The 22,442-nt window shown below is 39.4% G+C and carries 17 protein-coding genes; 11 read left to right on the top strand and 6 right to left on the bottom strand.

Translation table 11 applies throughout. The features are described 5' to 3' along the window. The first annotated feature begins 6 nt into the window (after positions 1-6). The 3 genes from CDG55_RS03505 (at position 7) to CDG55_RS03495 (ending at position 1,887) form a co-directional block, all read left to right on the top strand. On the top strand, positions 7-675 hold the full coding sequence (locus CDG55_RS03505) for an LrgB family protein (RefSeq protein WP_005156147.1): 669 nt from the start codon (positions 7-9) through the stop codon (positions 673-675). Between the two features lie 86 nt (positions 676-761). Continuing rightward, on the top strand, positions 762-1,205 hold the full coding sequence (locus tag CDG55_RS03500; protein WP_162620852.1) for a DUF2147 domain-containing protein: 444 nt from the start codon (positions 762-764) through the stop codon (positions 1,203-1,205). A gap of 235 nt (positions 1,206-1,440) precedes the next feature. Next, positions 1,441-1,887, top strand: coding sequence for a DUF2147 domain-containing protein (locus tag CDG55_RS03495; RefSeq protein ID WP_005156153.1), 447 nt, complete (start codon positions 1,441-1,443; stop codon positions 1,885-1,887). A 61-nt stretch (positions 1,888-1,948) separates the two neighbouring features. Here the strand turns inward: CDG55_RS03495 and CDG55_RS03490 are convergent, their stop codons facing one another. Continuing rightward, complete coding sequence (locus CDG55_RS03490) at positions 1,949-4,132, bottom strand: carboxy terminal-processing peptidase (RefSeq protein ID WP_087536493.1); 2,184 nt, start codon at positions 4,130-4,132, stop codon at positions 1,949-1,951. Between the two features lie 241 nt (positions 4,133-4,373). Here CDG55_RS03490 and nagZ point away from each other — a divergent pair, with 241 nt between their 5' ends. Continuing rightward, positions 4,374-5,393: a beta-N-acetylhexosaminidase gene (gene nagZ, locus CDG55_RS03485; protein ID WP_087536492.1), complete on the top strand. Its 1,020-nt coding sequence runs from the start codon at positions 4,374-4,376 to the stop codon at positions 5,391-5,393. 134 nt (positions 5,394-5,527) lie between these two features. Continuing rightward, positions 5,528-6,370 (top strand): class I SAM-dependent methyltransferase, encoded by an 843-nt coding sequence (locus CDG55_RS03480; RefSeq protein WP_087536491.1) that lies wholly within the window; start codon positions 5,528-5,530, stop codon positions 6,368-6,370. A gap of 60 nt (positions 6,371-6,430) precedes the next feature. Here CDG55_RS03480 and CDG55_RS03475 read toward each other — a convergent pair whose 3' ends face one another. Further along, positions 6,431-7,741 (bottom strand): alpha/beta fold hydrolase, encoded by a 1,311-nt coding sequence (locus CDG55_RS03475; RefSeq protein WP_087536490.1) that lies wholly within the window; start codon positions 7,739-7,741, stop codon positions 6,431-6,433. 344 nt (positions 7,742-8,085) lie between these two features. On the opposite strand from CDG55_RS03475, the gene CDG55_RS03470 reads away from it, so the two are divergent. The 5 genes from CDG55_RS03470 to CDG55_RS03450 all read left to right on the top strand — a co-directional run bounded on the left by CDG55_RS03470 (position 8,086) and on the right by CDG55_RS03450 (position 15,384). Further along, positions 8,086-9,351, top strand: a complete 1,266-nt coding sequence (locus CDG55_RS03470; protein ID WP_005156167.1) for a glutamate-5-semialdehyde dehydrogenase — start codon at positions 8,086-8,088, stop codon at positions 9,349-9,351. A 297-nt stretch (positions 9,352-9,648) separates the two neighbouring features. Then, a complete protein-coding gene (locus CDG55_RS03465) occupies positions 9,649-10,824 on the top strand; it encodes an acetate/propionate family kinase (RefSeq protein WP_087536489.1) in 1,176 nt (391 codons plus the stop codon). Positions 10,825-10,856: 32 nt separating this feature from the next. Continuing rightward, entirely contained in the window at positions 10,857-12,992 is a 2,136-nt protein-coding gene (gene pta / locus CDG55_RS03460) for a phosphate acetyltransferase (RefSeq protein WP_087536488.1), read from the top strand. Between the two features lie 229 nt (positions 12,993-13,221). After that, on the top strand, positions 13,222-14,748 hold the full coding sequence (locus CDG55_RS03455; RefSeq protein ID WP_005156176.1) for a fumarate hydratase: 1,527 nt from the start codon (positions 13,222-13,224) through the stop codon (positions 14,746-14,748). Positions 14,749-14,841: 93 nt separating this feature from the next. Then, positions 14,842-15,384 carry a DUF2059 domain-containing protein gene (locus CDG55_RS03450; protein ID WP_087536487.1) on the top strand — a complete coding sequence of 181 codons (543 nt, stop codon included), beginning with the start codon at positions 14,842-14,844 and terminating at the stop codon, positions 15,382-15,384. Positions 15,385-15,401: 17 nt separating this feature from the next. Here CDG55_RS03450 and CDG55_RS03445 read toward each other — a convergent pair whose 3' ends face one another. From CDG55_RS03445 to tig, 4 genes are all read right to left on the bottom strand, one after another. Next, positions 15,402-16,118 carry a DUF2846 domain-containing protein gene (locus CDG55_RS03445; RefSeq protein ID WP_005156180.1) on the bottom strand — a complete coding sequence of 239 codons (717 nt, stop codon included), beginning with the start codon at positions 16,116-16,118 and terminating at the stop codon, positions 15,402-15,404. A gap of 150 nt (positions 16,119-16,268) precedes the next feature. Further along, a complete protein-coding gene (clpX, locus tag CDG55_RS03440) occupies positions 16,269-17,579 on the bottom strand; it encodes an ATP-dependent Clp protease ATP-binding subunit ClpX (protein ID WP_004660446.1) in 1,311 nt (436 codons plus the stop codon). 28 nt (positions 17,580-17,607) lie between these two features. Continuing rightward, positions 17,608-18,213, bottom strand: coding sequence for an ATP-dependent Clp endopeptidase proteolytic subunit ClpP (gene clpP / locus CDG55_RS03435; protein ID WP_004660445.1), 606 nt, complete (start codon positions 18,211-18,213; stop codon positions 17,608-17,610). Positions 18,214-18,409: 196 nt separating this feature from the next. After that, entirely contained in the window at positions 18,410-19,741 is a 1,332-nt protein-coding gene (gene tig / locus CDG55_RS03430; RefSeq protein WP_087536486.1) for a trigger factor, read from the bottom strand. A gap of 384 nt (positions 19,742-20,125) precedes the next feature. Here tig and CDG55_RS03425 point away from each other — a divergent pair, with 384 nt between their 5' ends. Further along, positions 20,126-22,384, top strand: coding sequence for a TonB-dependent receptor (locus tag CDG55_RS03425; protein ID WP_087536485.1), 2,259 nt, complete (start codon positions 20,126-20,128; stop codon positions 22,382-22,384). Positions 22,385-22,442: the final 58 nt, after the last annotated feature.

Genomic DNA, 22,442 nt, shown 5'->3' with positions numbered 1-22,442 from the left:
ATGAATATGTTAATGGTTATATATGGATTCGTGATTACCTTAATCAGTTATCTCATCGCAAAACCTTTAAACAAAAAAATTCCACAGATTCCATTAATTGTTTTTGCGATGTTTATTGTGATCGGACTACTCGCAATTTTGGGTATACCCTATGAACAGTACATGAATAATGTGAATGGTGTCTTTAATCATTTGCTTGGTTATGTGACTGTCGCTTTGGCAATTCCACTGGCTGCAATGCGTTATGATGATTTACCAATTAAATCGATGATTGGCATTTTGTGTTTTGCAAGTATCAGTGCAGTTGCATTGCCGATGGGGCTTGCATATTTATTACACATGTCAGAACCAACAATTATGGCTTTTGCAACCCGAGCTGTAACGACGCCAATTGCTCTGAATATTGCCACACTATTACACGCTCCTCTGATGATGGTATCACTGATTGTGATTTTATCTGGAGTCATTGGCGCCGCATTTTCTCCGTGGATTTTAAAACATATCCATGATGAACGGGCTTCAGGCTTAGCTTTAGGTTTGGCTGCTCATGCAATTGGTACAGCACAAGCATGGCAGCGAGGCCCTGTTACAGGTCGTTATGCTGCTTTTGGTATGGCTGTGAATGGTGTATTTACTGCTATATGGCTACCCACTTTTATTTTGTCTCTTTCTTAATTTGTCACAAAGATGTCAATTTATATTGAACTAGTTGTCAAAAATCCTACATAATGAAAGTTCAAACGTTAAAAGGATTTTTAATGATGGGAAAACAATTATTCGGTGCGTTGATTTTATCTGTAATGAGTAGTCTAAGCTTTGCAGAAGATATTACAGGTATGTGGCAAAGTATCGATGACAAAACTGGTGCACCAAAAGCTTTAGTCGAAATTCGTAAAGAAGCGAACGGTACTTATGCGGGTAAGATTGTAAAGATTACTCCACGTGCGGGTTACACACCAAAAGAAACGTGTGTAGACTGCCCAGCACCATATACCAATAAACCTATTTTAGGCTTAGACGTGATGACAGGCCTAAAACAAGGTGAGGGGCTGAACTATGTTAATGGTCGTATTCTAGATCCAAATTCTGGCAAAGTTTATAGTATGAAAGCAAAATTAAGTTCTAATGGCAAACGCTTACATTTGCGAGGCTATGTTGGCGTATCTGCATTAGGTCGTAATCAAATTTGGCTTCGCGATGAATAAATTTTAAAACGACATAATCACGCCGACCATCTATATTGGATCAAATTGATCACGGTTTAGCACTATAAAACACCTTTATTTCTTTCAGAATTAAGGGTGTTTTTTTATTAAATTTTAAAAAATTCCTTGAAATTTCAATTATTAATAAAATACACAATTGTAAAATAATAATTGAATCTAGGATTAAAAATCCGAAATAATAGAGAGACAATAATAGTGGCTGAGTAGCTTAGACATGTACACAAAACTCATTACGTTTTTCTTCTTATTTAGTCTTAGCCATCTGACTTTTGCACAAGATATCGTAGGTACTTGGCAAAGCGTTGACGATGTAACAGGAGCGCCTAAAGGACAGGTTGAAATTATCAAAGAAGCTGATGGAACTTATATTGGTAAAGTTATTAAAATTACCCCGCGAACAGGTTATACACCAAAAGAATTCTGTACGGGTTGCCCTGCTCCTTACACGAACAAACCCATCTTAGGCTTAAATGTAATTACTAAGCTGAAGTATAAAAAGGATTTGTCTTATGCAGATGGAAAAATTTTAGATCCAAACACTGGTCGTATGTATAGTCTCGCAGCAAAGTTAAGTAACAATGGACAAAGGTTACATCTACGAGGTTATGTTGGCGTATCAGTATTGGGTCGTAGTCAAATCTGGATTCGTGTGAATAACTAAAAATCTAATCAATAAAAAAGCCCTCAATTTAAGGGCTTTTTTATATTGCTATAACTGTAGTTTAATGGCTTTGTAACTTTGCGTAGTCAATCAAAACATTTGCAGCTTCTGTAATAAAGGTTTCTTCTTCAGGCAATGCTGGTCGTGCATAAGCTTTCATTTTGGCACGTGACTCAATTAATGCATCAATCGAAGCCTGATAGCTTTCCCAGTTGGCATAAGGTGCCTGACCTGTCGCTATACGACGCTGATTTTCAGCATTGAGTGTTTGCTTTTCTAAATCAATTAGCTCAGCTCGACGTTGAGCAATATCTAACTCAACTTTCTTCTGATCAGAACTTTTTTGTGCGATCAGTTTTCGAGCTTCTAAATAATTAAATTGTGAATCAGCTTTCACCCGCTGTTCAGAAGATTGGGTAAGCTTAGCAATATACGGTTGCACAGAACCTTCGCGCTTGAAAGGAGCTGTTGGAATGGTATCCCATTTCAATGCATTTTTAGCTTTACGCTCACCAAACTCTTCATTGTAAATATCAACAAGTTTGATATCAGGAATCACGCCTTTGTTCTGCGTACTTCCACCCGTGACACGATAGAATTTACGTTGAGTTAACGTTGCCTGACCATGTGCTAAGGAGTCTAATTGAACCTGAGCGGTGCCTTTTCCTGTCGTGGTACTACCTATAATAATACCGCGCTCATAATCTTGGATTGCCGCAGAATAAATCTCACTCGCAGATGCAGAGGCTAAGTTAACAAGCACTGCCATTGGCCCAGCATAAATTTGCTCTCCGCCATCAGTGTCTTCAAAGACATTCACATTGCCATTGCCATCCCGAATTTGTACGACTGGACCAGACTTAATCACCTGACCCAGCATACGAGCAACTTCTTCTAATGAACCACCTGGGTCATTACGTAAATCAACCAGAATACCTTCTACTTTCTGTGCTTTAAGAGATTCAAATGCTTTTGCTGTATCTTCTGAAACTGAACGATATTCTGTACCAGCTCGACGTGAACGATAATCGAAATAGAAAGATGGAATTTCAATCACACCGAAAAGATGTTTTTTTCCATCACGTGTAATTTCAACTGTACGTGAACGAACACCCGCATCTTCTTCCTGAATCACATCTCGAACTAAACTCACATTACGTGCTTGGCTCATGGAAGCACCCGCACCGAGTAAGCGAACCGTTACTTTAGTTCCACGCTTACCACGAATCAATCCAACAATTTCTGAACTCGACCAACCAATGACATCAATCATTTTTTCGCCGTCTTGGGCAACGCCAATGATTCGATCTCCTGATTTGATTTGACCAGATTTACTCGCTGGCCCACCTTCAACAATGGTTTCAATCTTGGTGTAATCTTCATTACCTCGTTCTGGGCGAATAGATACCCCAATGCCTTCAAGTTGCAATGTGGTCTGGCGATTTAATTCCATCGCATCAATAGGAGGGTAATAATTACTATGTGGATCGTAAGTTGCCAACATTGCATTTAATGTTTTATCTAAAACATCATCGCTCTTTACACGACCAATACGTTCAAGCTGGCGCGTATAACGTTTTGTCAGCGTTTGTACTGGTGTTAAATCTTCTGGACCAGTTAAATCCTGACCATTTGCAAGCGATGGATCAGCTTTCAAAGCCTTTTGCTTCGCTTGCTCTTCTTCTTTGCTAATCGTTAAATTAATTAGCTGAGACACCAACATTCTCTGCCAATGTGCTTGTTGCTCGGCAGAAGTCTGAAAATAAGGCGCTTTTTCGCGATCAATATCAAGGTAAACACCCTTTTGCTGTAAATTTTGTGGCTTCTTCAATTCAGCCAACATAAATTCGTAGAATTGTTTCAAGCGTTCACGATATTGGGCATGAATCGCAAAAGGTCCAGTTAGGTTTCCTGCTTTTAATGAGCTACCAAAATTTGAACCATATTTATTTTTATATTCTGAAACTTCACTGCTCAGAAATAATGAATGATCTGGATCTAAGCTATCCAAATACATATCTAAAATACGATTTGATGTCGCAGCATCTAAACGCATATTCAGATAATGCTGACGATCAACTAATGTTGCCAACTGACGTGCGACCAATGCTTGTTCTTGTGATGGCTTGATCACGGTTGAAACAACAGGAGCTTCCGTTGCCGCAAATGCCTCATTCATTGTATGAGAAAAAAATAAACCACCAGTCGCGATTGCAACTGCACACGCTATCATTTGAAGTTTCATAAAATTTTGGTACTTCCTTGGATATGGCAATTATTACATGCTAGTACAATCAATATGAACATATTTCATTCAATATTTTTACCAAACTGTAGTACAGGTTAATCATTATAAATAAATGACCAACAAGCACTTATCATCAATATCATGTAGTTTTATCATATTCTGTACTGACAAAATGTAGCAAATCATTGCACAATTTAGCTATCGCTTTTTTTTACATCAAAATTCAAATGGAATCTATATGATCGGCGCATTGATGCTAGACGTTGCTGGCACAGAACTTACTCAAGAAGATATTGAACTATTACAAGCTCCGCAAGTCGGTGGCATGATTTTATTTGCACGAAATATTGAGTCTCCTCAACAAGTTCGTGCTTTAACTGATCATATGCGCCAAGTCCGTCCAGATATTCTGATTGCTGTCGATCAAGAAGGTGGGCGTGTTCAACGTTTAAGACAAGGCTTCACCTTGTTACCTGCAATGGGGCGACTTGGTGAACATTATGTACATCATCCCGAACAAGCAATTGAGTTAGCCCAACAGTGTGGTTGGTTAATGGCAACTGAAGTTCTCGCTGTAGGTATTGATTTTAGTTTTGCTCCAGTCTTAGATCTCAATGATATTAGTGATGTGATTGGTGATCGAAGCTTTGCTAAAAATATGCAAGACATCGTTCCACTAGCTGATGCCTTTATGCGTGGAATGAAACAAGCAGGCATGGCGACAACTGGAAAACATTTCCCTGGACATGGTTCTGTAAAAGCTGATTCACATGTCGCTGCGGCGATTGATAGTCGCTCATATCAAGAAATTTACGACAAAGATATGCAAAGCTTTATCAAATTAATGCCTCAACTTGATGCTTTAATGCCTGCGCATGTGATTTATGATCAAGTCGATCCAAACCCTGCTGGCTTTTCTTCATTTTGGCTGCAAAATATCTTGCGCCAGCAGTTCAAATTTGACGGCGTTTTGTTCTCTGATGATCTCAGTATGCAAGCTGCATGTGTTGCTGGTGGTGCTGATGCACGTATTCAAGCGGCATTAAATGCGGGTTGTGATATGGGATTAGTGTGCAATGATCGAACAGCAGCATGTACAGCTTTAGATGGCATTCAAAAATTGGCTTTACCAAATCAACAACGTCTAGAGCGTATGCGCGGTAAAATTCCAAACATCCAAGTAGGCTCGACACTAAATTTAGATGAAAGTTGGCAGAACGCAAAAAAAGTCATTGAAGACTTTAAGAATTCGTTTTAACTTGCTAATAAGCAAAAGATGATTTAACACACCATCTTCAATTGATCTATTTAAAAATGAATAGGTCAATTTCCTCGCGCAAATGGGTTGTGCATGGGAACAGAATAAAATGAAAAAAATTGAGTCTAGGACAGATGACACAACAACTTTCGAAACACCGCCATATTTCTTTTACTGCACACTATACCGGCTATATTTGGTATCAAATGGGCATTTCCCATCCTGCATTAGCGACAACTAAAGGAAAAACACTAGCAGCCTTAGTCCATCCGATTGAAAGTTGGGCAGAAAAGTATGTTGGTGGAAGTATGCGAACAACCTTGAAACAACGCCATACCATGCTTGATACGCATTTAGAGCAATTGATTCAGCAATATCCAAACCTACAAGTACTTGAAATTGCATGTGGCTTATCGCCACGAGGTTGGTGGTTTAGACAGCATCACCCAGACATTTGCTATCGTGAGCTTGACTTACCTGATATGGCCGCTACAAAACAAGCAGCATTACAACAAATTGAACCACATGTTGATGATGTCCTATCCGTTGATTTATTTACAGAAGCATTTGCAAACGTATTTAAAGTCTTTGACCCTAAACGACCTCTGGTGATTATTAGTGAAGGCTTAATTAACTACTTTGAAAAGCCGTTACTTCAGCAACTTATTCAAGCAATTGCGATCTATGGGCGCGACTTCAAAGAACTTCATTATTTAACCGATCTTTATCCAGAACCCACTCAAAATAAATTAGCAACCATTATCTGGAATAGTAGTCGTTTATTGAAATTAATGTCACGCAGCGCTTTTAGCTTCCACTTTAAGACACCAGCGGAGGTAGAGAATTTTTTTCATGAAGCTGGTTTTAAGCAAGTTGAAGTGCTTCAACCTAAAGAATTCTTTGAACAAACACATTTAGAAAACAAGGAACAGCATCTCGGTGATCTTGTTTGGATGATTCAAGCCACCAATAAATAAAAGTCAAAAAAAGAGAAGTGAATTCAAAACACTTCTCTTTTAAAATTCTATTAAAGATAATTAAATTTGTTTCTGACGCTCAATAAAACGAGACAAACGATCCGCAACGTCGAAACTACCGTGTTTAAACAAGATACGTAAACCCTGTTCAGTTGCCTCAAATGTTAAACATTCTATTTTAAACTCACCTTCTTCATCAGCTAAATGTAAGGCTAAATCTCGTGGATGCTGGCTAACAAAATCAAGCTGATCCAAATGATCAAGTTTTAAATACACCCCAAAGAACGTAATATCTACAATCTTTACTGCTACTTCGGTATCTGAATGTCGATGTGATAATTTAGTGTCTGGTTTTAAAACAGGGATACGTTCTTCACCACGACGCTCAATGTTTTTCATCTGTTCGCGGTTCATTGGAATAACACCATCAAGATTGTCGATGGATTCTCCCTTTAAAAACGTAGTAAAAAGCGTCATCGTTTCTTTGCGGCGTTGTAATTGTGGAACATGGTCTGCATTGGCAATTAATGCAAATTCCATATTATTACATTGCAAAGCAAAGTCAGCATTTTCATGTGGCAAAGTAAAGCTGTCGTACTGCCCTGCTGCAACGAGAGTTTTACACTGCGCAACAGGTACATCGCTTAAACGGAGTAGTCGATTGCAATTAATCTCGTAACGCTCACGTTCAGTTGCAGTAAACTCTGCCATCTGTCTAAAGAATAAACGTTTTGCAGTTGGAGACATCCGCGTTTTATCAAGCTTGGCATGATTCACAAGATACAAAATAACTGCTTGCCCAAACTCCTCCATACGATCTTCACGCATCAAGTGTAAAGATTCCTCGAGCAACATACGCCAGCTTTTACGGGTTTTTTGCATCACACCCATCAAGACCATGCGATCAATCAGTTCAGGGCGTTGGTGTGCAAATGAAGATGCAACAACTGATCCCAACGACATGCCCATGACCGAAACTTTATCAATCCCAACAATATCAAGCCATTGACCCAACATTTTCGATAAATCTGGTAATTCAAGAATTCCTGCTGACTCGCCTGTATCCACATTTCGAATCTGCTGATTTGCGCCCATTGATGGTAAATCAATCAATATGACAGGTCCACTCTCAAAGAGTTGCTCGACACAATACTTATAAGAGTTAAAATTTTGAAATGCGCCCCCGACAATTACAATTGGCGTATTGTAGATCGTCTTAGGATCTGCAATTGCCATATATTCAATTTTCCAACCATCTATCCATGTAGTACGCGCTGGTTGTTTAAAACTGTTTTTATTGTATATGTCGAAAAAACCAAACCCTGTGTAGGTATGATTTAAATCCGAGTCCATTTGGATTATGGAATTCATATCCTTCCTCCATCCTTGTTTATTTTTTTGCTGTAATTAGTCTCATTTTTAGTGAGTTCTAGTTACAAGTTAACAAATTTATAAAATTTGTATTACATTTATCCTATACATTTTTCATTCTATACAAATGCATGATTTATACGCAATCATTTCCTTAACCACTTATCTTGTTTAGATCAATAATATTTTTCAAAATATGTAATCAGCTTGTAAATTCAATTTTAAATCAAAAGAGCTACTCAAAATTTACAATCTATAATTTTTTGAATTATCAGTTCAGCCTATTCATTGTTCAGCATTTGACTGTTACTATCATTATAAATATATGCAATCGTCAAAATGCTATGCAAGATTCTATTCAAAACTATATGCAACAGGTTGGTACTCAGGCGCGTAAAGCGTCTCGTATCTTAATGAGCGCATCAACGCATCTAAAGAACCATGCTCTGTCTGCAATTTATACTGCTTTAGAAAATAATCAAGCACAAATTTTGGCAGCCAATCAAATTGATATGCAAAATGGTCACCAACGTCAATTAGATTCTGCCCTCCTTGATCGTCTTGAACTCACTCCTGCTCGCTTTAAAGGCATGCTACAAGGGTTAAAAGATGTTATTGCACTTGTTGACCCAATCGGCGAAATTACGGATTTAGCTTACCGTCCATCGGGTATTCAACTCGGTAAAATGCGGGTTCCTTTAGGTGTAATCGGTATGATCTACGAATCGAGACCGAATGTTACCCTTGAAGCCGCATCATTAGCACTAAAGTCAGGAAATGCCATTATTCTACGCGGTGGTTCAGAAGCAATTGAATCGAATAAAGCAATTGCAATCGCAATTCAGCATGGTTTACAAATTGCTGGCTTACCTGAACATGCTGTTCAAGTGATTGACACACCTGACCGCGCAGCAGTAGGTCATTTAATCACAATGACTGAATTTGTAGACGTGATTGTCCCTCGTGGCGGTAAAAGCTTGATTGAACGTGTAACGAATGAAGCACGTATTCCTGTGATCAAGCATTTAGATGGCAATTGCCATGTTTTTGTTGAAGCACAAGCAGATTTACAAAAAGCATTACCAATTGCGCTCAACTCAAAAACACATCGTTATGGCGTATGTAATGCGATGGAAACATTACTTGTTGATGAAGAAATTGCAGAAGATTTCCTACCAAGTATTGCTGAACTATATGCAGATAAACAAGTTGAACTAAGAGGTTGTGCGGAAACACAACGTATCTTAGGTGAGTCTGTTAAAACAGCCACCGAAGAAGATTGGTACACTGAATATTTAGGTCCTATTCTTGCAATCAAAGTCGTTACAGGTATGGATGAAGCAATCGAACATATTAATAAATATGGTTCTCATCATACCGATGCGATTATTACTGAAAACTTTAGTCTAGCACGTGAGTTTCTCGCACGAGTTGATTCAAGTTCAGTGATGATCAATGCTTCAACCCGCTTTGCTGATGGCTTTGAATATGGCCTCGGTGCAGAAATAGGAATTTCAACAGACAAAATTCATGCACGCGGTCCAGTTGGTCTGGAAGGTCTAACCTCTCAGAAATGGATCGTATTTGGTGATGGTCAAATACGCCAATAAGGCATTTAGATCCAAGTAAAACGCTGCACGGTAAAGCTCATTTATTTGATCTTTATCGTGTTTTCACATATTTTCATACAAAAAACCTGATCAAAATAAACAGATTCATCCTAAGAAGTTTGTATTTACACTCTATAATCATTAGATTCAATTATAAATCAGTTGTATAGGCTAAAGTCTATCTTCGCCAATATGACAACCCATGTTAAAACATTGCACGTGATTGCTCTGCTCGACACGTTGCAGCAAGATCAAAAGTGTTCGTCATAAAATTCAAAATTTGTTAGGTGTTCAAACGTGGCTAAATCTGTACTTGTAATTAACTGTGGTTCATCTTCAATCAAATACGCGCTTATCTCAGAACGCCGTGAAGATCGTATTTATGGATTAGCAGAAAACTTAGGTTCTGCTGAAGCGCGGATCAAAGGCGTTACGATTGGTGGTGAACCACTTGAACTTTCGATTCCACATGCAGATCACGCCAAAGCACTTGAAACTCTTCTTGCACGTTTAGCGAACTACAATCCACAAGCGATCGGTCATCGTGTTGTTCATGGTGGCAATTTAACCAAAGCAGAACTATTAACACCTGAAATTGTAAGCCGCATCGAAGCTGCAACACCACTTGCACCTTTGCACAATCCTGCACATTTGATTGGGATTGAAGCAACCATGCGTTTGTTCCCTGAATTACCTCAGGTTGCTGTATTTGACACTGCATTCCATCAAACCATGCCTGAACACGCGTATCGTTATGCTCTACCACAAAATTTATATACTGAACACCATGTCCGTCGCTATGGTTTTCATGGAACAAGCCACGCTTATGTGACTGAACGTGCAAGTGAACTCGCAGGTGCAAAAAATCAAGGGGGCTGGCTCAGTGCTCACTTAGGCAATGGTAGTTCAACTTGTGCGGTTTGGAATGGTCAAAGTCTTGATACTTCTATGGGCATGACTCCATTAGAAGGTGTAGTGATGGGTACACGTAGTGGTGATGTTGACCCAAGCCTACATTTATTCCTTGCAAGTAATTTAGGCTGGAGTATCCAGAAAATTGACAGTATGTTGAATAAAGAAAGTGGCTTGCTTGGCTTATCTGGTCTGTCAAACGACATGCGCACTTTAGTTGAAGCTTCGGGTAATGGTCATGAAGGAGCAACACTGGCGATTGAAGTATTCTGCTATCGTTTAGCAAAATCATTATCTGCTTTGAGCTGTGGTTTACCGCGTTTAGATGGTTTAGTTTTCACGGGTGGAATCGGTGAAAACTCAGCTTATGTTCGTGAAAAAACCTTGGCTTATCTACCACACTTTGGTTTGCAATTTAGTGCAGAAAAAAATAATGCCTTAGCACGCGGCACTGAAGGTCGAATCGATAATGGCACAGGTCCACAAATTTGGGTTGTACCTACAGACGAAGAAGGACGCATTGCGAAAGAAACGCGTCAAGTCATTGAACAGCTCGCTTAATTCACAAAATTTAGATAAATTTTAAGGTTCTTATGAATACGATTTTACTGATTCCAACAGGTGAAGGGGTTGGTCTTACATCTGCCTGTTTAGGAATGATCTACGCTTTAGACTGTAAAGGGATTAATGCTGGTTTTCTTAAACCATTTTCTCAATTAGCAGATTCAACCGTTGATCGTACTGCAACACTTTATCGTCATTTATTTCAACATCAATCTGTTGAACCGATTGCTTATGAAAAGCTCACCCAGCTTCTTGGTTTAGGCGAAACAGATGAGCTACTCGAAGAAGCTGTTGCACTGCATCGTAAAATCTCAGCCAATCACGATGTGATTATTGTAGAAGGACTTGTTCCAAATGGACAAGATCACTTTGCCAGTGAAATTAATGCCGCACTTGCACAAGCACTCGATGCCCAAGTCGTTTTGGTCAGCACAGCAGATTTAGCAGACCCACGTAAAACAGCTGAAAAAGTTGATGCACATTTGCGTCAATTCGGAGGTGCTGCATCACCGCGCACCACAGGCATTTTATTTATGCGAACCAAAGGTCTTCCTGAAAGTACAGCAGCAATTCCTGTCACACTTGATCCAAGTTTGCGTTTAGATAAGCAAATTGCTGAATTTTCAATACAATTACAACGTTACAATCGTTTTATTGGCACAAGTGAATTACCTATCATTGGTTTAGTGCCATTCAGTAATATTCTCAGCGTACCGCGTAGCTTAGATATTGCCACTGTTGTTAATGGTACTTGGTTAAATGAGGGTGAAGCAAAACAACGCCGTATTTTACATACCAGTTTAATCGCATCGGATATTGAAGCCGAATTACATAAATTTGTTGCTGGCGAACTCATCATTAGTGCATCTCAACGTACAGATGCCCTACTTGCAGCAAGTCTTGCAAGCAGTAATGGAATTCCTTTGGCGGGTTTAGTTTTAGCTGAACAAGCCGCTCCAGCCGCGAATATTTTAGAATTCTGCCAAGGTGCTATTAAACAAGGTCTACCAATTTTACACACTTCGCTAGACACATTAGAAACAGCACAACGCCTATATCATTTTGGCAATGAAATTCCCGTAGATGATATTGAGCGTGCTGAACAAGTGACGCGTTTTGTTTCAAGCCATCTTGATAATAGTTGGCTCGATCAACATACCCAGAACAACCTGAATCCACGATTATCTCCATCTGCATTCCGCTACGAGCTAGTACAAAAATCGATTGCTGCGAAAAAACGCATTGTACTACCTGAAGGTGATGAACCTCGTACTGTACAAGCCGCAGCGATTTGCCAATCACGTGGTATTGCTGAATGTATTTTATTAGCGAAACCTGAAGCTGTTGCTGAAGTTGCTAAAGCGCGTGGTATTCAGCTTCCAGCTGATCTGCAAATTATTGATCCCGATAGTATTCGTGACCAATATATTGAACCTATGGTTGAATTACGCAAAGGTAAGCTAGATGCATTACAAGCAAAAGCACAGCTACAAGATACTGTAGTCCTCGGTACGATGATGTTGGCACTTGATCAAGTCGATGGCTTAGTATCTGGCGCAATTCATACCACTGCCAATACCGTTCGACCTGCATTTCAATTGATTAAAACAGCCCCGAACTACTCATTAGTTTCATCAATCTTCTTTATGTTGTTGCCTGATGAAGTTTATGTCTACGGCGATTGTGCAATTAATCCAGATCCAAATGCTGAACAGCTTGCTGAAATTGCGATTCAATCTGCAGACTCTGCTAAAGCCTTTGGTCTTGATCCGCGTATTGCCATGATTAGTTATTCAACAGGTACGTCAGGTGCAGGTGCCGATGTTGAAAAAGTGGCTGAAGCAACCAAGATCGCCCAACAACGTCGTCCTGATTTACTGATTGATGGGCCTCTACAATACGATGCGGCTTCAGTTGAAAGCGTTGGACGTCAAAAAGCACCTGAATCTAAAGTTGCGGGTCGTGCCAATGTATTTATTTTCCCTGATCTCAATACTGGTAACACCACCTATAAAGCAGTACAACGTGCAGCGAATGTGGTCAGTGTCGGTCCAATGCTACAAGGCTTAAACAAGCCCGTAAATGATTTGTCTCGCGGTGCTTTGGTTGATGATATTGTGTTTACCATTGCCTTAACGGCGATTCAGGCAGCGCAACAGGATTAAATCACGATCTTGATATTATAAAAAACCATCTACCAGATAAAAAGTAGATGGTTTTTTATTAGACTTGTTTTTCCATGCGGCCAGCCACACATAAGGAAAACTAAAAATTTCAACACGTCTCCTGCCTATTTAGACCTTTAGCCAAATCTAAGCTAAAACTCCCACATTCATTGCTTTTTGTCATATAATTTAGCCCGCCAGCTAATCGCCCGCTCAAGAGAAATTTGATATGACAACGATCATCAAACAAGATGACTTGATTACATCAATCAAGGATGCCCTGCAGTTTATTTCTTACTATCACCCACAAGACTTCATCCAAGCGATGAGCCGTGCTTATGATCGTGAAGAAAACAAAGCTGCAAAAGATGCTATTGCCCAAATCCTGATCAACTCACGTATGTGTGCTGAAGGTCACCGACCAATCTGTCAGGATACAGGGATCGTTAACGTTTTCCTTGAAGTCGGCTTAGATGTTAAATTTGATTTAACCATGAGCTTGGATGATGCTGTAAACGAAGGTGTACGCCAAGGTTACCTAGAAAACTCAAACGTACTCCGTGCTTCTGTTTTAGCAGACCCAGCTTTTGGTCGTAAAAATACCAAAGACAATACCCCTGCCGTGATTCACTACAAACTCGTTCCGGGTAACAAAGTAGATATTACAGTTGCTGCCAAAGGTGGCGGTTCAGAAAATAAATCTAAACTTGCGATGTTAAACCCATCTGATTCAATTGTGGATTGGGTACTTAAAACTGTTCCAACGATGGGTGCAGGCTGGTGTCCACCAGGTATGCTCGGTATTGGTATCGGTGGTACTGCTGAAAAAGCCATGATGCTTGCCAAAGAAGCACTTATGGAAGAAATCAACATGGACGAATTACTTCGTCGTGGCCCACAAAGCAAAATGGAAGAACTCCGTATCGAGATCTTCGAGAAAGTGAATGCGTTGGGTATTGGCGCACAAGGTCTGGGTGGTTTAACCACAGTTCTTGATATTAAAATCAAAGATTACCCATGCCACGCAGCAGGTAAGCCAGTGGGTATGATTCCAAACTGTGCTGCCACACGCCACGCACACTTCCAGTTGGATGGTACTGGTGTTGCACATATCCAAGCACCTAAACTTGAAGACTACCCTGCTGTAACATGGGATTCATCTCAATCTAAACGTGTCAACCTTGATACCATTACTCAAGAAGAAATGAATGCTTGGAAGCCAGGCGATACATTACTTCTCAATGGTACCATTTATACAGGTCGTGATGCTGCACATAAGCGCATGGTTGACATGCTAAATAATGGCGAAGAACTTCCAGTCGATCTAAAAGGTAAATTCATTTACTACGTTGGTCCTGTTGATCCTGTTCGTGATGAAGTCGTTGGTCCTGCAGGCCCGACAACCGCAACCCGTATGGATAAGTTCACTCGTCAAGTGTTAGAAGCAACTGGCTTGTTCGGCATGATCGGTAAAGCGGATCGTGGTCCAGCGGCTGTTGAAGCAATCAAAGACAATAAAGCAACTTACTTAATGGCTGTGGGTGGCGCTGCTTACCTCGTGTCTAAAGCAGTTCGTGAAGCTGAAGTTGTTGCATTTGCTGACCTAGGTATGGAAGCCATCTACAAGTTTGTGGTTGAAGATATGCCTGTTTCTGTTGCAGTTGATGTGAATGGTACGTCTATCCACGCGACTGCGCCAAAAATCTGGCAAGCCAAGATTGGCAAGATTCCAGTAGTTGATGCTGCCGCTCAATAATACTCATACAATAATCTTAGCCGAATCATCGTATTCGGCTATTTTTTTGCCTAAAGCATCTGTTAAATTATAAAAAACAATAAGGATAACAAGATGAATAAAACAATATCGATCCTAATAATGAGTCTTTGCTGTGTCATGGCAACAGAAAATACATTTGCCAGTCCTGCTCAAAAAAAATCTGTAAAAGAACTAATTAGACTCAGTGATTTAGAAAACCTTTTACATTCGTCTCTAGATGAGATGCAGCCTGCATTAGACTCTAAAGCCGAAAGTATGCTTTTAAAAATTTTGGGTAAAGAGAGACTGACAACCAATCAAGAACATCTAGCACTTGTAGAACTCAGTCAATTATTAAAAGACAAAAGTTCAAAAATGTTTATGCGGCCTGAAACATTACAAACAATTGAGCAAATTTATACAGAAACACTGAGTGAAGAGGAAGTACAAGCTTATTTAAAATTTTTGCGAACGCCAGAAGGAAAATCAATCAACCAAAAAAATTTAACAATTAGCAGCAATGTTTTTCAATACATGAATAATTTAAATCAAAAGACCTTAAATGATCCTGAGCAAAATTTAAAACTCAAAGAGCAGCTTTTAAGCATCATCAAACCCTTAATTCAAGATGAATAAACGCTGCTCAATATTGACTACCACGTCAATGGATTCCAAAGTTTAAATGGCTTAACCAATAAGACCTCAGATTTTTCATCATACTTAGCTGGCTTTAACTCTTGAGGCTTAGACCGAATTTTACCTGAGGCATCTTGTGCCACAAAGTTATAGCTTGATGATTTTAGGCGAGTAAAGGCAATTTCCTGATGTGCGACTTTATCGGGCATGATCATAAATGGTCCCGTATGTTCGCTGCGAGAAATCTTATTTTCTTCATCATATTTAATAAAATAAGTTTGTGATGCATCAACCGTGAAATCTAAATACTTTGGTTTTTGGAAATGCATACCAGCCAATGGGCGGCTCACACTCAAACGATAGGTACCTGCTGGTAGTTCCACCCAATAATAGTGATTATGCAATAGGCTTGGGATTCGATGCCCATTAATAAATAAGTTTGCTGCTGCAATTTCTTGACGATTCCAACGTGTATCTGGACGATACAAATAAACCACCGCGGCTTGTTCATTTTGTGGTTTGATCGGTGTGTAAAATTGACCTAATTTTTGATTGACCCATCCACCAACAGTAAAACCTCCCACATGATACTGATCAAGCAGACCTGGCTCTTTTGTTGTATCTACTGGAGGTAAAGTTGCTGTGAGTGTTGTCGTATTTTCTTCAACTGTCTTATGACTTTGACAACCAGCCAATACCCCTGCACAACATAATGACAATATTAAATAACGCATGATATCCCTCAAGGCGTTTTCTTGGATTTATTTTTAACAGCGCAAAACTATGCGGATTTTCCAATTTTTAAGATTAACACCTCATTAATTAATTGCAAATAAAAAAAGCATGAAAAGTCTAAGCTTTCATGCTTTTTAGATGAATGAGAATTAAGCAGATTTTGAATCAATAACTTTCAAATCTTTCTTTTCAACTAATTCCGGTGTTGTCACTTGTGGTAAACGTTCAGCTTTAAATGTTGGCTTAGCTGTACCATTAATTACAGCTTCATCCACAATAACCGTCCCCACATCACTACGACTTGGTAAGTCATACATGGTTTCTAGCAAAACGTTTTCTAAAATTGAGCGTAAGCCACGCGCACCCGTATTTCGTTCAAGTGCTTTCTTCGCTACAGCACGCAATGCAGATTCATCAAAAACAAGATCAACATTTTCCATCGTGAAAAGATACTGATATTGGCGAGTTAATGCATTTTTAGGCTCTGTCAGAATTTGCATTAATGCTTCTTCATCCAGTTCTTCTAAAGTTGCAATCACAGGCAAACGACCAATAAACTCAGGAATCAAACCAAATTTGACTAAATCAGTTGCTTCGACTTGACGGAACAACTCAGAGACTTTTTTACTGTCGTCCTTATTCTTCACATCAGCCGTGAATCCAATACCGCCTTTCTCTTGACGTTGTTGTACAATTTTCTCTAAACCAGAGAATGCACCACCACAAATAAATAAAATATTTGAGGTATCAATTTGAATGAATTCTTGTTGCGGATGCTTACGACCACCTTGTGGCGGAATAGAAGCAACGGTGCCTTCAATCATTTTCAATAATGCTTGTTGTACACCTTCACCCGATACGTCACGAGTAATTGATGGATTCTCCGATTTACGGGTAATCTTATCAATCTCATCAATATAGATAATACCTTTCTGCGCTTTTTCTACATCGTAGTCCGCTTTCTGCAATAACTTTTGTACGATATTTTCAACATCTTCACCCACATAACCCGCTTCTGTGAGTGTCGTTGCATCTGCCATGGCAAAAGGAACATCCAATAAGCGTGCAAGTGTTTGCGCAAGCAAGGTCTTACCTGAACCTGTTGGTCCAATCAACAAGATATTACTTTTCGCAATCTCAATATCTTGATGTGCATGATGCGACTGACCAACTTTCAAACGCTTATAATGATTATAGACCGCAACAGATAGTGTTTTCTTTGCAACATCTTGTCCAATGACATATTGATCCAACGCAGCACGTATCTCATGTGGTTTAGGCAAAGCTTTAGTCGCCCAGTCACCTGCTTCAACTTGTTGACTGGTTTGCACTAAATCTAAGCAGACATCCACACACTCATTACAAATATATGCGTCCTCACCTGCAATCAATTTTCCAACTTCAGATTGTGTCTTACCACAAAATGAACAATGCTTTTGTCCTTGAGGATGTTCGGACATATTTACTCCACAACTTAAATCTTAAAAACTAGGGACGTTTGCTTAATACTTGGTCAACTAAACCATATTCTTTAGCTGCTTGTGCAGTCATAAAATTGTCACGATCTGTGTCACGTGCAATTCTTTCATAATCTTGACCACTATGCTCAGCCATCAGACGGTTTAGACGCTCTTTGATATAAAGAATTTCACGTGCATGAATTTCGATATCAGACGCTTGACCACGGAAACCACCGAGTGGTTGGTGAATCATCACGCGTGCATTTTCAAGACAGTAACGTTTTCCTTTAGCACCCGCATTCAATAAGAATGCACCCATTGAAGCCGCTTGTCCCATGCAATATGTAACAACATCTGGCTTAATAAACTGCATAGTGTCATAAATTGCCATACCAGCAGTTACTGAGCCACCCGGTGAGTTGATATAAAGATGGATATCTTTCTCTGGATTCTCAGCTTCCAGAAACAACATCTGCGCAACGATAAGATTCGCCATGTTATCTTCCACTTCACCAGTCAAGAAGATCACACGCTCACGTAACAAACGTGAAAAAATATCAAATGAACGCTCACCACGTGATGACTGCTCAACGACTACAGGAACTAAAGCATTTTCAATTGTTGGAACATACATATGTTTATTTATTCCTAAATTATTGTGACTCGATCATGCCAACAATATGAGGGATAATCGCCGAAATTGCAAAAGGTTCAACCCTAAATATTCGACTATTTAGACTAAAAGCTGGCAATTTTTCGATAAATTAACACTTTCATAACACGGATAAAAAAAGGCGCATTAAGCGCCTTTCTTCTGAACTTTTAAAAGATTAGCCACGACGAGCTTGTTGTTCTTTTAATAAGTCTTCGTAGCTTACAGCCACATCATTTACTTTAGCAGCAGCCAAGATGTGATCAACAACTTGGTCTTCTAGCACAACTGCTTCGATTTGAGCACGTTGTTGTTTGTCATTTTTGAAGTATTCAACCACTTCTGTTGGATCTTCATAAGAAGAAGCCATGTCATCGATGTAAGCTTCAACACGTGCTTGATCAACTTCAAGTTTAGCATCAGCTAATACTTTGCTAACCAATACACCAAGCTTCACTGATTTTTCAGCTTGTTCTTTGAACAACTCATCCGGAAGCATGCTGCTGTCAAATGCGCCAGCGCCCTGACCACCAAACTGTTGCGTGAACTGCTGAATCATTTGTTGACGTTGACGGTCAATTTCTTGAGCAACCATAGAAGCTGGAACTTCAATTTCGTTTGCAGCGACAAGTGCATCAAATGCAGCTTGTTTAACTTGGTTACGAAGACCGTTGCGAACTTCACGTTCCATATTTTTACGAACGTCAGCTTTTAACTTGTCCAAGCCTTCTTCTTCAGTTAAACCAAAGATTTTTAAGAATTCAGCATCAATTTCTGGAAGTTTTTGTTTTTCAACAAGTTTTACAGTGATTTTGAACTGAGCTGCTTTACCCGCTAAGTTTTCAGCTTGGTAATCTTCAGGGAAAGTAACATCAATCACTTTCTCTTCGCCTTTCTTCATTCCGATGATGCCATCTTCAAAACCAGGAATCATACGACCAGAACCAAGAACAAGTTTAAAGTCTTCAGCAGCACCACCTTCAAACTTCTCGCCATCAACTGTACCTTCGAAGTCGAAAGTCACTTGCATGTCTTTTTTCGCCATGCCCTTGGTTTCAACCCATGAAGCACGTTGCTTTTGCAAGTTTTCAATCATTAAATCAACATCAGCATCGTTGATTTCTGATGATTTACGATCAATCTCTAAGTCAGCAAAAGCTTTCACTTCTACTTCTGGATACACTTCTACAGTCGCTTCATAAACTAAAGCGTCATCTTTGTTTTCAACTTTTTCAATGTTCGGCATGCCTACAGCATTGATTTTTTCTTGTTGAATTGCTTCGAATACTGTATCGCGAATAAGGTCATTCACAACTTCTTGATAGATGCTCGCACCATATTCACGGCGAACAACATTTAAAGGCACTTTACCTGGACGGAAGCCGTTGATCTTCACAGTTTTGGCAGTGCGTTTTAAGCGAGCTTCAAATTGCTCGTTAACACGGCTCGTCGGTACAGAAACATTTAAACGACGGGCAACGCCCGAAACCGCTTCAGTCGTTACTTGCATGGCTTCCTCGATATTTAGTTAGTAGTAACAATTTTTAAAGTGCCACATTATATGACAACTTTGCTGATATACAAAATTCGACAAGCATTCTAGCAGTAAAAGTTGATCTGAACATATCAGCAAGTCATCCACGATTTATTATTTTTCATAATTTATGAACACACTCGGTTGTTTTTGGGTAATTTCGTGAAGAATTCTATTAGATCAATATGCTTAATTTTCACCCAATCAATTACAACACAATCTTACATTTCGCTACACTATTCTATTTCTTTTTCCAAATTTATATGATCCAAGCATCGTTAAATCCAATCGAGAAAAATTGCATATAAGAATAAGAATAATTATTATTTGCATGAATTTTAAGGTTTACATGGATACGATATGTCTTCTTTTATCAGAACACGTAAGAAGTTTGTTTCATCTGCGATTGCATCATCTCTTTCTATGATTGCAACTGCAGCAATCGCGCAAGATAAAGAAAATGTGGTTCAACTCCCAACGATTCATGCAGAAGCAACTGCTGAACAATTAAAAGTTGATGTATCTGCAAACAAAAAATATGTTGCACCATTAAAAGACACACCAAAGACAGTGTCTGTCTTATCTCAAAAGTTATTGAAAGAAACAAATTCAAATACTTTATTAGAAGCACTTCGTAATGAGCCTGGTATCACACTAGGTGCTGGTGAAGGCGGCATTCCGTATACAGATATTCCTTATATTCGTGGTTATAACGGACAAAGCGCGATCTATGTAGATGGTGTGCGCAACTCAACAACTCAAACACGTGATATGTTTGCGATTGAACAAGTCGAAGTAACTAAAGGCTCAAGCTCTGCTCTAACTGGCGGAAGTGGTGTTGGTGGCAGTATCAACATGATTCCAAAAGTTGCGCATGAAGGTGATGAATATCAAGGAAGTGTTGCAGGCGGCACAGATAACTATAAGCATATCGTACTTGACGCAAACAAAGACTTTGGTAATGGAATCGCGGGTCGTGTTATTGCGATGGGTCATGAAAATGAGAAACCAGGACAGCACAATGGTGCAGAATATGCTCGTGTTGGTATTGCGCCTAGTCTAGCTTTCGGTTTAGGAACTGAAAACCGTGCGACCTTAAGTTACTACTTTATCAAAAGTAATGATGAGCCAGATTCAGGCATTCCATTTAACAACCCTAACAATCCACCTCCAGGCTCGATCAAAGCTGATGGTCGCCCAACAAATGTAAAACAAGGTTCTTACTATGGCTGGAAGGATCGTGATTTTGATAAGCGTGAAAACCACATTGGCTCATTGAAGCTTGAACATGATTTTAATGATGACTTAACAGTTTCAAACACTACAACATATAGCCATTCTAAAGCAAGCTATATGTATACAAATCCAGATGATTCACAAAGCAATATCTACAAAGGTAAAGTCTACCGTCGTGCAACACAGACCATTCGTGACACCGATGCATTTACCGACCAACTTTCTTTAGCTGGGAAATTCAAAACTGGAGCATTAGCACATAGCTTCAATGTTGGTGCTGAATATAATCGAGAAGAAACCAATCGCGGTAACTATAATATTAGTTATCCTGGATATACAGGTACAACGACTGCTGGTTTCAATGATAAATGTAATGATAACAATGGCTGGTGCACGGATCTCAATAATCCAAGTCCGAATGATCCATGGTTAGGCACACTCACACCAAATACTAAACAGACTACTATGACCAACGAAACAGTATCTGTATATGCATTAGACAGTATTGAGTTCAATAAATATTGGTTATTAAGTCTTGGCGTACGCTGGGATCAATTTGATACAGAATTAAAATATAACAAAAATGTAACAGCTCGTGGTGCGACAACGCCAGCAGGTACTGTGTATTCAAATGATACAGACTACTTCTCTTATCAAGCAGGTGTAGTATTCCGCCCAACAGAGCATGGTAGTATCTATGCAAGTTTCGCAACTGCTGCCAACCCTGTAGGTATCGATCCTGATCTTGATTCACTTAGTGCTTCAAATAAAGACTTAGAACCAGAAAAAGCTCGTACATTTGAGATCGGAACGAAATGGAGCCTTTGGAACAACCGTGCCAATGCGACAGCTGCAATCTTCCGTACTGAGAAGCAAAATACACGTATTAATATAGATGCGAATACAGTAACTAATGCTGGTGAAAGTAAAGTTGATGGTTTTGAACTTGCTTTGACAGGTCACATTACTGATAAATGGGAAATGGCACTTGGCTATAGCTACTTAGATAGCGAATTAACCAAAGCAGCTTATAACTTAGTTGCTCAAGAAGGTCGTCCTCTTCCATTCGTTGCTAAACAGAGTGCTAACTTATGGAGCACATACCAAGTACTTCCAAAATTAACACTTGGTGCAGGCGTTCAATATCGCGATCAAGTTTTTGCGAATACCAATCCAAACACTGCAACCACTTCAACGAAAATTTTACCAACGTTTACTATCTACAATGCGATGGCAAAGTATGATGTAAACAAGAACGTAAACTTACAGTTGAATGTAAACAACATTTCAGATAAGCGCTATTTTACAAGTGCTCATGCTTCACACTATGCAAACGAAGGTGATGGCCGCAACGCAGTTCTTGCGATCAACTTTAAGTACTAAATCCCTTAAAAAAATTAGGGTATTTACTTAAACTCATCTAAAATAGCCTCTCTATGAG

Origin of the sequence: Acinetobacter sp. WCHA45 (assembly GCF_002165255.2) — a bacterium.
In the GTDB taxonomy this organism is placed as follows: Bacteria; Pseudomonadota; Gammaproteobacteria; order Pseudomonadales; family Moraxellaceae; genus Acinetobacter.
This window is presented reverse-complemented; position numbering and strand designations above follow the sequence as displayed.